The following is a 12,062-nucleotide window of genomic DNA, read 5'->3' as shown; positions in this document are numbered from 1 at the left end:
GTCTTCTCCAGGGGAAGGGTGCGATTGCTCCGGCGTGGGGGGTGCCGGGTTGTCAGCGGCTGCGGGCGAGCGCCGCCCGGGCCGCGGGGGTCAGCGCGTCCCCGATTCGGTTGGCCAGTTCGGTCATCTCGTAGGAGACCTTGCCGACGTCGCACTCGGGTGCGGCGAGCACCAGCAGCGAGGCGCCGTCGTTGAAGGCCATCGAGAACATGAACCCGCCTTCGAGCTGGGTGACGTTGGAGATGACCGCGCCGGCGTCGAAGAAGGCCGCCGCGCCCCGCAGCAGGCTGACCAGCCCGCTGCCCGTCGCGGCGAGTTGGTCGGCCCGGTCCGGTGGCAGGTCGCGGGTGGCGGCCACCATCAGGCCGTCGCTGGAGATGGCGATCGCGTGGCTGACCTCGGCCGCGCGTGCGGCGAAGCTGTCCAGTAGCCAGCCGAGGTCCTGTTGGTCGCTCACGGGCTCTCCCTGTCGCGTCATTTGTTGCCGAGGTTGATCGGGGTACGTCGGCGGGACGCCACGCCGCGCGCGTAGGCGGCCATCGCGGTGGCCACCTGGGCCGGATCGCGGTATTCGGACCGCTGCTGCTGCTGGGGCACGGTGACGCCGCCGGGCACGAGGTTGCGTTGCGGCTGTCGTTTGGGCAGGCCGGAGTTGGTGGTCGTGGCGACCTCGGGGGTGTGCACCTGGGCGGCGGCACGCCAGGCGTCGTCGGCCGGACTGGACCATTCGTGGCCGTCGTGACCGTCGACGACATCGTTCTGGAACCAGTGGTTGACCTGTTCGAAGATGAGCAGCTCCTCGGTCGGCGCCTCACCACGGTCCGGGGGCGCGGGGGTCGGTCGGAACACCGGTGCCGCCGGCAGGGTCCGCTCGGCCGGGGGCCGCCCGGCGGTGGGCTCGGGGCGCGGCCGGTACGGCGGCGGGGGGCCGGCCGGGCGGGCCGCTGCCCGCCGCGACAGCCGCCCGGGGGCGAGCACGTACTCCTCCGGTGGCAGGGACCGGATCATCGCCGCGGGCAGGGTCGCCTCGGCGAGGGTGCCGCGCCGTGGACCGCGTCGCAGTTGGACGGTGGCGCCCAGCCGGGCGGCGAGCTGGCCCACGACGACGAGCCCCATCGCCCGGACGGCGGCGACGTCGATGGCCGGCGGACGGGCCAGCAGCTCGTTGAGTTGCTGCAGCCGCTGCGGGGACAGGCCCACGCCCTCGTCGCTGACCTGGACGATGACCCGGTCGCCGAGGCTGCGGCCGGTCACCCACGCTTCGCTTCCCGGCGGCGAGTACGCGGTCGCGTTGTCCATGAGTTCGGCGAGCAGGTGCACGACCTCGTCGACGGTCTTGGCCGCGACCGCCACGTCACCGTCGACCATGCCGATCCGGATCCGCGCGTAGTGCTCGATCTGGGAGAGTGCCGCCTGGAGCACCTGTTGCAGCGGTACGTCGTGCTGGCGGACCCGACCGACGCCGACGCCGCCGAGCACGAGCAGGCTGGCGTTGATCCGGCCCATCCGGGTCGCCAGGTTGTCCAGTGTGTACAGCTGGTGGAGCCGGTCCGGGTCGGTCTCGTCGCGCTCGACCCGGTCGACCTGGGCCAGGACGGCGTCCACCAGTCGCTGCTCGCGTCGGCTCAGGTGGATGAAGATGTCGGCGGTGTTGGCGCGCATGACGGCCTGTTCGGCGGCGGTCCGCACGGCGGCCTGGTGTACGGCGCTGAACGCCTGGCCCAGCTCGCCGATCTCGTCGTCGCTGCTGGGTTCGAGTGCGACGGTGGATTGCTGGCGGGCCAGCTCGTGGGGGTCGACGCTGGAGCTGTCCGGACGCTGGAGTCGGGCCACCACGGCGGGGAGCTGCTCGAATGCGACCGCGTTGGCCGCGTCCCGCAGGCGACGCAACCGGCGGGTGATCTGGCGGGCGACGGCCCAGGTCACCAGCGCGGTCAGCAGCAGTGCCAACAGGACGCCGATCGCCTCGGCCACGGCCCGGCGGCGCTGGTCGGAGTAGGCGGCGCGGACGTCCTCGAGCACCGCGACGTCGACCCGGCTGCGCAGATCCGACAGGCGGGCGGCGCGATCCTGCGTGGTGGACACCCACGCCGGGGTCTCCAGTTGCAGCTTCGTCCCCGGCTGAGCTCGGGACACCTCGTCCTGCATCCGTTGCAGGGCCAGCGCTTCCTTGCCGGTGCCGGCCTGTTCCCACCAGAGGCTCCAGTCGGACGGGGCCAGGGCCAGGAACGACAGGCTGGATTCGGTGTAGCTGGTGCGGGCGGCGGTGATGTCCTGCTGCATGGCCGGGGTCAGTTCGCCGGCCGCGACCGCGCGGAGCACGGCGACCTGCTGCTGACCGATCGACTCGGCCGTCTTGGACAGTGCCGCCGAGGCGCGGATCTCGTCGGCGAGTTGGGCGTTGACCACGCCGTGCGAGACGTTCTCCCGGAAGGTGATCAGGTCGGCGATCGTGATGCGGTAGCTGAAGGTCATCGCCGACACCGAGGCGTGCGCCGCCGTGCGTACCTGGGTTCGCAGCGGGGCGAGGCCGTCCAGGGCGGTGTCGATGCGGCCCAGAAGGGTGCGGCTGGCGTCGGCGTCGGCGGGTACCCGGTCGCGTTGGCGGCGGTAGCGGTTGACGGCATCGTCGGTGGCGGCCATCTCCGCGCCGAAGGTCTCCTGCTGCTCGGGGGTGGCGTAGGTGAGCAGGTCGGCGGCGGCGATGCGTTCGCGTTGCAGCCGGTAGGCCAGGTCGCCGGCCTCGGCGCCGAGGCGTGCCAGGACCTCCAGGTCGCTGGCACGGGACGTCTGGCGGGCGCTCTCGGTCAGCGCTAGGCCGGCGAATCCGATGACGGCGACCAGCGGCGCCGCGACGATGAGGCGCATCCGCCCGGCAATCTTCCAACCGCGCCGGCGGGTCGGGTAGGGTCGGGCCGCGTGGGACCTCGTGCTCGACGCCAAGATTGACTCCCACGACTCGTCGACGACGGTCTATCTGCACGTTGCCGAATGCAAGTCCTATTCCGTCGGAACCCGCGCCCGGTGACCAGACCTGGCCGTGGTACAAACTGCCTGTACCAGCATCTGTACCCAGAGTCAGCAACGGGTGGGGCTGCCGCGGCGATCGGTGCCCGCGAGTCAGTGCTGGTCGTCGTGGTGGCCCGGTGCCGGGCGTCGGCCCTGGTCGTCCGGGTCGGGTTGGCCGCCGAGCACCTGGCCGATCAGCTCGCGCAACTCGTCGATGGCGTCCACCATGGCGCCCGGATCGCGGGCGTCCCGCCGGCCACGCTGACGGGGGACCGGCAGATCCGGCCGTGCCGTCTGGGCGGCGCGAGGGCCCCGGCGACCGTCGGCCGCCGACTGCTCGGCCGCGACCTGCGGCCACAGCGCGGCCAACCGGCCGTCGGTGTGGAGCACGTCGTCGCAGCGGACCGCGAACTCGTGACTGCCGAAGCGGCGACCCGACTCGACCGCCGCGACCGTCTCCCGGCTGAACCGCACCAGGTCGGCCAGGGCCCGCTGGGTCAGTCCGCGATGGATGCGGCAGTTGCGCAGTTCCCGCCGGAACCGCTCACTGGCCGGGGGGTGAGCATCGTTCGGCGGGGGGGTGTGCTCCATGTGCTCACCTTCATGGCACCGGCAAATTAGCAGCAGGCGTCAGATCGAGTTGGACCGATGGCCTCAACATTCATAGAGGGCAATTCTTAACCCTTGGTCCGATGGGTGTGAAGACGTTCGCTGGCATGAATCGTCGAGCAAAGCGCGGGCGGGTACGCGGGGGGTGGGGCGACACCCGCTCGAAGTGCCCTCGGCGCGCCGGACGCGGACAGCGCCGGCCGGCCCGTCGGACGGCTGCTCCGTCCGCAGGCCAGCCGGGCTGGTGCGGGCACGGGACCCGCGCGCTGTCAAGCGGCGTGCATCTCGGCGCCGGCGACCTCGGGCACCGCCGTGGTGTCGACCGGCGCCATGGTGTCGATTGTTGCGAGCAGCGAGTGGTGCGCGCGAAACGCGACATTGGGCTTGTATGAACGATGTTGCTCAGACGTTAGCCGCAGCCCGGGAATGGCTGCCGCGAGTCGGGTGAGCGTGATCCGGGCCTCGAGTCCCGCCAATGCCGCGCCGATGCAGTAATGCGGCCCGTGGCCGAACGACAGTTGATCCCGTACGTCGGGCCGGTGCGGGTCGAACCGGTCCGGGTGGGTGAAGACTCCGGGGTCCCGGTTCGCCGCCCCGATCAGCAGCAGGCAACGCGCTCCCGCCGGAATGGTGACGTTCCCCAGGGTCACGTCGCGGTGGGTGACTCGCAGCCAGCCGTCGATGGCGGGCGCGAACCGGAGCGTCTCGGTCACGAAGGCGGGAACGTACCGGGGGTCGGTGCCGATCGTGCGCCACCGCTGCGGGCTGGACAGTGCCTGGTCGATGGAGTGGGCGAGCAGCCCGGCGGTGGTCTCGTGGCCGGCGACCAGCAGATTGAAGGCGAGACTTGCCACCTCACTCACCGTCAGCACGGAGTCGTCGTCGTCGCGGTAGGCCAGCGCCCGGCTGATGTAGTCGTCGCCGCGTTGCCCGCTGTCGACTCGCTGTTGGACCAACTCCTGGCAGTAGTGCCAGAAGTCCACCAGGCCCTGGGCCAGGCGCACCTGCTCGGCCGGGTCCGGCTGCCCCCAGACCAGGGCGATCTGGCCGTCGGCCCAGCTCCTGATCCGCCCGATGTCGGCGTCCGGCACGCCGAGGATGTCCAGGACGACCAGCAGGGGAAGCTCGGTGGCGAACTCCGGGATGAGATCCACCTGCTCGCCGTCGCGGGCCGCCAGCCGGGACACCAACTGCTCGACCCGGCGCCGGACGATCGCGCCGTACTCGGCCTCGACCCGGTCGGCGGTGTTCGCGAAGGTCGCCCGCAGGGCCCGGCGGGTACGCGGGTGCACCGGCGGGTCGGCGGCGGCCGTCGTGGGTGGCGCGTCGAGCTGCATGATCACGCTCATCGCCTCCGGGCAGACCTCGTAGACCGGAGCGAGGGTGAGGACGTTGCCGAACGTCGAGGCGTCGGCGAGGGCACGCCGGACGTGCGCGTGCCGACTGATCAACCAGAGTCCCAGATCCTCGGCGTAGTGCACCTCGTCGGGATCGTCGAGAATGCGTCGCCAAACGCTGGCCGGATCGGTGAGGTAGACCCCGGAGAACGGATTCAACTGCATCGAACGCCTCCTGATACACCGCGCGAAACTGGCAGCGCTCGCATTCAGCACGCCACCCGAGCCGCCTGATAATGGTGTACATCTGTCTCTTGGTCTTCACGGTGCGCCGACCTGCCACACAAGTCAAGATTGGCATTGGTCGATTTGACCGAGGTGGTAATTGCTGGCTGCACGGCTGCGGAAAACCTGGCCGGATGCAAGTTGCGTGTCGGTCCTTGCCAGATCCATCCAGCTGTGCAAGGTGGCTCGTCCACCCGGGATTGCCGAGCGTCACGACCGACCACGACGGACGGTGGGAATGCCAGTTCCTCGCATTCCCTCACGACGGGGAAACGATTTCCGTGACGGCAGGTGACGCCGCTTGGCCGACCGCGCCGACGGTGGTCGGTCGGGGCGTCGGATCGCGCCCCCCAAGGCAACGGCCTTCGTTGATACCTTGACCAGATGGGACCGGAGACGCACCTGACCCTCGACGCCTCGGCCGCGGACTTCGTGGTCGACCTGTCCAACGTCATGCGCGACGATCGGCTGTGCGGTGACCGTCGAGTGGACCTGCAACGGTTCGTCGACCTGCTCGCCGCGCTCGTCGCGTACACCGGCGACGAGGCGGTCCAGGTCTACGCCGTGGCGGACTGGTCGCTGCTGCGCCACCGGGATCTGACCGCGGCCGAGAAGGCGACCCTGCACAGGTGGTACCACCGCGGCCGCATCGAGGTCCAGCCGGGCGCCGACGACCGGCTCATCGAGCTGGCCGAGACCGCCGACCTGCGGGTGATCAGCCGGGACAACTTCAAGGACGCCTACCGCACCCACCCGTGGATCCCCGGCAACCGGGACCAGTTCCTGCACGCCGCCCCCGGGTCCGGGGGCAAGGGCGTCGTGGTCGTACCCCGGATCATGCCGACCCCGCCGGAGTGGCAGATCTCCAGCAAGGAGGAGGAGAGCCTCCTGCTGCGTGCGGGCATGTACGACCGCCGCAACGCCACCGGCGCGCGGCGTGAGCTGTTGACCCGGCAGTGGCGCTGCCCGCACGACGACTGCCCGATGTTCGGCGCGACCGCCGCCGCCGACCAGCCGGTTCCCGTCTACCGCCAGGGCGTCGTGCGCTGCCCCACCCACCACGAGCCGATGACCGACGTCGGGCCGAGCACCGCACGGATCCAGCTGAAGGTACGGATCGGCGGCGTGCTGCGTACCCGATTCATGGTGCGGGCTGGTACGACGGTCGTGGTGGGCCGGGCGCCGGCCGAGCCGGACGGGGTGGCCCTGGCGTCCTGGCTGACACCCGAGGCGAAGGGCTGGATCAGCCGCCGACACGTGGAGCTGACCTGGGACGGCACCGCGCTGGCGGTCCGCGACCTGAGCGCCAACGGCACCCGCGTCCGCCGCGAAACCAGCTCCGGTGCCGGCAAGCCGATCGACGCCGGGCGTCCGTGGCGCCTGCGCAAGGGTGAGGTCGTCGTGCTGCACGACGGCGTGGAGTTGGTCCTGAGCGGGCGCGCGTTCGTGTTCGACACCGAGGCGCAGCCGCCGACGCCCCGCGACGCGCTCGCCGAGGAGGCGGCGGCGACCACGACCATCCGCCGGCCGAATGACCGATGAGCATCGAAGGCGCCCGGCTGGCCGGCCGGTACCGGATCACCGGGCGGCTCGGCGCGGGTGGGCACGGGACGGTGTACGCCGCCCATGACCAACGGCTGAACCGGCTCGTCGCCGTCAAGCTGCTGATCGACGACCCCGATCCCGAGCTGTTGGCCCGGTTCCAGCGCGAGGCCGAGATCCTGGCCATGATCAGACACCCGAACGTCGTGGCGATCTTCGACATCGGGCGGCACGACGACGGATCGGCGTTCGTGGTCATGGAGCACCTGGCCGGGCCGGACCTCGCACACCTGCAGTTCGAGGCCGGCAGCCTGAACGCCACCCAGACGCTGCGGTACGCGGTCCCGGTCGCCGACGCCCTGGTCTGCCTGCACGAGCACCCGACGCCGGTGATCCACCGCGATCTCAAACCGCAGAACCTCGTCCTGGACGGCGACGGGACGGTGAAGATCTGCGACTTCGGGATCTCCGCCGTGCCGGAGGCGATGCTCACCCGACTCACCCGACCGGGCATGGTGCTCGGCACCGCCGCGTACATGTCGCCGGAGCAGTGGCGTGGCGACGACCCGGACCGCGCCACCGACATCTACTCGCTCGGCGCGGTGCTCTACGCGCTGCTCGCCGGCGGCCCACCGCTCAAGATGGAGGGCGGGCCCGCGACCTGTGCGCGGCGCGTCAACAACGACGCACCGGAGCCGATCGTCGTCCGTTCCCCCGCGGTGCCGCCGGAGCTGGCCGAGCTGATCCACGGCATGCTCGCCAAGTCACCCGCCGCGCGGCCCACCGCACGAACCGTGCGCGACACACTGCACGCCCTCGCGACCGCCGCACCGGTGCGTCCCACCGAGAGCGCCACCGACTCCGCGCTCCGGGTCGGCGACCTGCTGCTCGGCGAGCACCGGTACGTCGAGGCCGACCGGCACTTCACCGACCTGGCCCACCGGTTGCGCGACGTCGACGACGCCGACCCCTCGGCGCGCATCGCCGCCGAGTTCGGCCGGGTGCGCAGCAGGTTCGGCCTCGGCGAGGAGGCCGTCGCGGCGTTCCGGCTGGTCCGGCTGGTGGCGCGCGCCCAGGCCGCCCTGGGCGACGACCATCCATTGGTACGCGAGATCCGCGCCTACCTGGACACTAGGAGTCGCTAGCCTTCTCCCATACCGTGGCGGTCGCCCAGACCCCGGTCCCCGTGTTGCCGCTGGTCGCGGTGATGACGAGCAGCGCCATCCGTGCCTGGCTGGTCCGGAGGCAGAAGACCTCCTTGTTGGCCACGTTCAGCTGGTCCGTGCCCTGGGTCAGGACCAACTCTCTGCACTGCTGAGGCGTCGGCTCCCCGGCACCGGTCCACTTCGCGATCTTTTCGGTCCCGAGTGGCCCACCGGAATAGCTCCTTGCGGCGTCCACGTCCTCCCATTCGGCGGGATCGACGGCCGGCGGCACCGTGTCGAGGTCGATACCGTGGTCGTTGATCCGGACCATGCCGGTCCACTGGACGCGCGGGGCACCCGCCGTGCCTGGTGTCGTCGCCCCCGAGGTGGTCGGTGCCGGCGAGACCTGGCTGGCGGGCGGGCTGGCGGGCGGTGTGCCGGTGGCGGACTGGGCGGCGGCCGGCGAGTTGGTGGGCTGGTCCGCGTTCGACGAATTGGTGCGGTCCCCGGTCGAGTCGGGTCGCATCTTGACGCCGATCGCCACGCCACCGGCGAGCACGGCCAATCCGAGCGCCGCGGCGAGCAGGACTTGCCGTCCTCGTCGACGGGGAGTCGGGTGGGGCGCGGCGAGCGGCGGCGTGGGGCCGGACGGTCCCGGCCGGACGACCGGGGGCGCAGGCACGGCGACGACCGAGGCCAGCGCCGCGCCGTAGGCCGCGACCGTCGCGGCGACCGGCTTCGGCAGCCAGTCCGCCTCGAAGCGCGGTGCCCCGCCGCACGCCTCGATGATGTCGGCCGTGGTCGGCCGTGCCGTGGGGTCCTTGAGCAGGCACGACTCGAACAGCTCGCGCAGCTCCGCCGGGCAGCCCGTCAGGTCCGGCTCGGCCTCGGAGACGCGCCGCAGCACGCTCAGGTAGTTGCCCTCGCCGAAGGCGGCCCGGCCGGTGGCGGCGAAGAAACCCACCGCCGCGAGGGTGAAGACGTCGGAGGCCGGCGCCACCGACGTGCCGTTCGCCTGCTCCGGCGACATGAAGGACGGTGTGCCGATGGGCGTCTGACTGATCGTGAGATGGGTCGCGTCGATGGCTCGGGCGATGCCGAAGTCGATGACCCGTGGCCCGTCGGCCGCGAGCAGGATGTTGCGCGGCGTCAGGTCCCGGTGCACCACGCCGGCCGCGTGGATCGCCTGGAGCGACTGCGCGACCGCGGCGATCATCGACCGCGCCGCGTCGACCGGCAGTGGACCGTGCTCGCGTACCGCCTCGAGCAGCGTGGGCCCCGGCACGTACGCGCTGGCCAGCCAGGGTGTGCCCGCGTCGGTGCCGGCGTCGATCACCTGTGCGGTGTAGACACCGTGCACGCGCTGGGCGGCCTGCACCTCCTGGGCGAAGCGCTGCCGGAAGTCACCGTCCTCGGCGTACTCCCGGCGGACGACCTTGAGCGCGACGGCCCGGCCGCCCGGCGTGAACGACAGGTATACCTGGCCCATGCCGCCCGCGCCCAGCCGCGCGCGGATCCGGTAGCCGCTGATCTGCTGGGGATCATCACTCGTCAGACGTGTGAGCATGGATCATCCCCTCCTCGCGTCGGCGCCGCTGGGCCGCCGCCATCAGCGTGGCATCGAGCGGGGCCCATGGTAACGCCCGGTGGCCCGTGGCTGGGGGGCACGGTACGGCGAAGCGCCAGCCCTGCGCCGATCCGGGTCAGCCGGCGGGCTTCCAGCCCAGCGCCGGAGCGAGCCGGGTCGCCATGTCGGTGAGGATCTGCACGTAGTCGGCGGGCTCGAAGGTGAAGGGCAGGGCGAAAGCGACCTCGCTGACCTCGCGGAACGCGACGTTCGCCAGCAGACGTTCGGCGATCACCTCGGACGGACCGACGAGGTCGGGGGCGAACATCATCCGGGCCGGACCCTGCGGCGACGCCGTCCGGGGCGTCCGCTTGCGGGCGTACTCCTCGTAGCGGGAGCGCTGGGTGGGCGTGGCCGTGTCGGTGGGGACGACGACCAGCCCCTGCGAGACACGGGCCCGGTCGCCGTCCGGGTGGTGGGCGCGGAACGTGCGGATGTGGGAGAGCTGGATCTCGGCGAAGTCGGTGGCCTCCTCGGCCTTCACGACGCTGCTGGTCAGCAGGTTCATGCCCTGCTCGCCGGCCCACTGGGCGGAGCGCAGGCTGGCGGCGCCGTACCACATCCGGTCGGCCAGGCCCCGGGAGTGTGGCTGTACGCGGCGGGAGAACTCCTCGAAGCCCTCGAAGCCCTCGATGTCGCTGGCCGGCTCCCCGCGAACGAGGTCGAGCAGACGTCGTACCCGCGTGTAGCTGAAGTCCTCCACGTCGGCGGTGTCCGGGTAGAGCGAGCGTCGTACCCGGTCGTAGTGCATCGGTGGGCCGACGCTCACCCCGGGGTTGAGCCGCCCTCCGGAGAGGACGTCGACCGTGGCCAGGTCCTCGGCCAGGCGCAGCGGGTTCTCCCAGCCGAGCGGAATGACCGCGGTGCCGAGTTCGATGTGGCGGGTCCGCTGCGAGGCCGCCGCCAGGACCGCGACCGGCGAGGAGATGCCGTACTGGAGGTGGCGGTGGCGTACCCAACTGCTGTCGAAGCCGAGCTGCTCGCCCAGCTCGATGATCTTCAGCGTCGCCTCGTGGCCGGCGCGGGGATCGGCCTCGTCGAACAGGCCGATGGTGAGGAAGCCGAGCTTCCGCAGGGGTGCCGAGGGTCCGGACACGGGTGTCTCCGTCGGGATGAAGGGGCAACGGAGGCCACGATAACCCCCTTGACCGATCGGAAAAGTCTGACCCCTGCGGGGCCGAGTCGTCCGCGCCTAATAGTAAGGATTGTGAACAGAAGGTGTTACAGTCACTCCCATCGATACGCGGCCGATTTGCCGGCCAGCGGTTTCCGAGGAGGGAGTGCACACATGCCGAGACTTCGTGCCCTGGTCGCGCTCGCGGCACTGGTTGTCGCGGGTGGACTGGCGGTGATCGTCCCGTCGACCGCCGCGTCAGCCGCGGACTGCGCGGCGTCGTGGCAGGCCTCGGCCGTCTACTGGGGAGGCGCTCAGGTCTCCCGCAACGGCCGGAACTACCAGGCGCAGTGGTGGACCCAGAACGAGGCGCCCCCGGGCACCACCGGTGTCTGGCTGGACCTCGGCGCCTGCGGAGGTGGCACCACGCCACCGCCCTCGGGCAGCTGCAACTACCCGAACTGGGCCGCCGGCACCTGGTACGCCGCCGGAGCGATCGTGCGGTACACCAACGGCCTGTACTACATCGCCGAGCACGAGAACCCGGGTTACGACCCCGTCATCAGCACCTGGTACTGGGAGCCGTACACCTGCGGGGGTGGCACCACCCCGCCACCCACCAACCCCGGCGGCTTCGTGGTCAGCGAGGCCCAGTTCAACCAGATGTTCCCGGGCCGCAACTCCTTCTACACGTACTCCGGGCTGGTCACCGCCCTGAGTGCCTACACCGCCTTCAGCAGGACCGGCAGCGCCACCGTGCAGCGGCAGGAAGCCGCGGCCTTCCTGGCGAACGTGTTCCACGAGACCGGTGGGCTCGTGCACATCGTGGAGCAGAACACCGCCAACTACCCGCACTACTGCGACTGGGGTCAGCCCTACGGCTGCCCGGCCGGGCAGGACGCCTACTACGGACGCGGGCCGATCCAGCTGAGCTGGAACTTCAACTACAACGCCGCCGGGAACGCCCTCGGGCTGCCGCTGCTCACCAACCCCTGGCTCGTGCAGAACGACGCGGCGGTGGCCTGGAAGACCGGCATCTGGTACTGGATGACCCAGAACGGGCCGGGCAGCATGACCCCGCACAACGCGATGGTCAACAGCGCCGGGTTCGGCGAGACCATCCGCAGCATCAACGGCTCGATCGAGTGCAACGGCGGCAATCCCGCCCAGGTGCAGAGCCGCGTGACCAAGTACCAGCAGTTCGTCGGCATCCTCGGTGTGCCGGCCGGTAACAACCTGTACTGCTGACCGACGGTCCCCGCCCACCTGCCGGCGCGAAGCCCGACTTCGCGCCGGCAGGCGTACGTCCCGCGGCCACGACCCCACGCGCTACCCGCACCGGGGTGGCAGCCGGTCCGGTCGGCACAACGGTCGTTGCGCCGACCGGACGATGG

The 12,062-nt window shown here is 71.3% G+C and carries 9 protein-coding genes; 3 read left to right on the top strand and 6 right to left on the bottom strand.

Annotation, left to right across the window (positions count from 1 at the left end; translation table 11 throughout):
• Nucleotides 1–52: 52 nt before the first annotated feature.
• From ACFQGL_RS12440 to ACFQGL_RS12425, 4 genes are all read right to left on the bottom strand, one after another.
• Entirely contained in the window at nt 53–457 is a 405-nt protein-coding gene (locus tag ACFQGL_RS12440) for a roadblock/LC7 domain-containing protein (RefSeq protein WP_377510264.1), read from the bottom strand.
• Nucleotides 458–474: 17 nt separating this feature from the next.
• Nucleotides 475–2,868, bottom strand: coding sequence for a sensor histidine kinase (locus tag ACFQGL_RS12435; protein WP_377510261.1), 2,394 nt, complete (start codon nt 2,866–2,868; stop codon nt 475–477).
• A 252-nt stretch (nt 2,869–3,120) separates the two neighbouring features.
• Entirely contained in the window at nt 3,121–3,600 is a 480-nt protein-coding gene (locus tag ACFQGL_RS12430) for a helix-turn-helix transcriptional regulator (protein WP_377510257.1), read from the bottom strand.
• A gap of 287 nt (nt 3,601–3,887) precedes the next feature.
• Nucleotides 3,888–5,180 (bottom strand): cytochrome P450, encoded by a 1,293-nt coding sequence (locus ACFQGL_RS12425; RefSeq protein WP_377510254.1) that lies wholly within the window; start codon nt 5,178–5,180, stop codon nt 3,888–3,890.
• Nucleotides 5,181–5,624: 444 nt separating this feature from the next.
• Between ACFQGL_RS12425 and ACFQGL_RS12420 the strand changes: the two genes are divergently transcribed.
• Both ACFQGL_RS12420 and ACFQGL_RS12415 read left to right on the top strand, forming a co-directional pair.
• Nucleotides 5,625–6,782, top strand: a complete 1,158-nt coding sequence (locus tag ACFQGL_RS12420) for an FHA domain-containing protein (RefSeq protein ID WP_377510251.1) — start codon at nt 5,625–5,627, stop codon at nt 6,780–6,782.
• The gene (locus ACFQGL_RS12415) at nt 6,779–7,927 is read left to right on the top strand and encodes a serine/threonine-protein kinase (RefSeq protein ID WP_377510248.1); all 1,149 of its coding nucleotides are present in this window, start codon (nt 6,779–6,781) and stop codon (nt 7,925–7,927) included. The genes ACFQGL_RS12420 and ACFQGL_RS12415 overlap by 4 nt, the downstream gene beginning before the upstream one ends.
• On the opposite strand, the gene ACFQGL_RS12410 is transcribed toward ACFQGL_RS12415, so the two are convergent.
• On the bottom strand, nt 7,914–9,494 hold the full coding sequence (locus tag ACFQGL_RS12410; protein WP_377510245.1) for a serine/threonine-protein kinase: 1,581 nt from the start codon (nt 9,492–9,494) through the stop codon (nt 7,914–7,916). The two genes, ACFQGL_RS12415 and ACFQGL_RS12410, sit on opposite strands and share 14 nt — an antisense overlap.
• 136 nt (nt 9,495–9,630) lie before the next feature.
• A complete protein-coding gene (locus tag ACFQGL_RS12405; RefSeq protein ID WP_377510242.1) occupies nt 9,631–10,650 on the bottom strand; it encodes an LLM class flavin-dependent oxidoreductase in 1,020 nt (339 codons plus the stop codon).
• A gap of 192 nt (nt 10,651–10,842) precedes the next feature.
• On the opposite strand from ACFQGL_RS12405, the gene ACFQGL_RS12400 reads away from it, so the two are divergent.
• Nucleotides 10,843–11,916 (top strand): glycoside hydrolase family 19 protein, encoded by a 1,074-nt coding sequence (locus tag ACFQGL_RS12400; RefSeq protein ID WP_377510239.1) that lies wholly within the window; start codon nt 10,843–10,845, stop codon nt 11,914–11,916.
• Nucleotides 11,917–12,062: the final 146 nt, after the last annotated feature.

This window comes from Micromonospora vulcania (assembly GCF_042658605.1).
In the GTDB taxonomy this organism is placed as follows: domain Bacteria; phylum Actinomycetota; class Actinomycetes; order Mycobacteriales; family Micromonosporaceae; genus Micromonospora; species Micromonospora vulcania.
The sequence above is the reverse complement of the archived record's forward strand: the minus strand, read 5'-3'. Positions and strand labels throughout refer to the sequence as shown.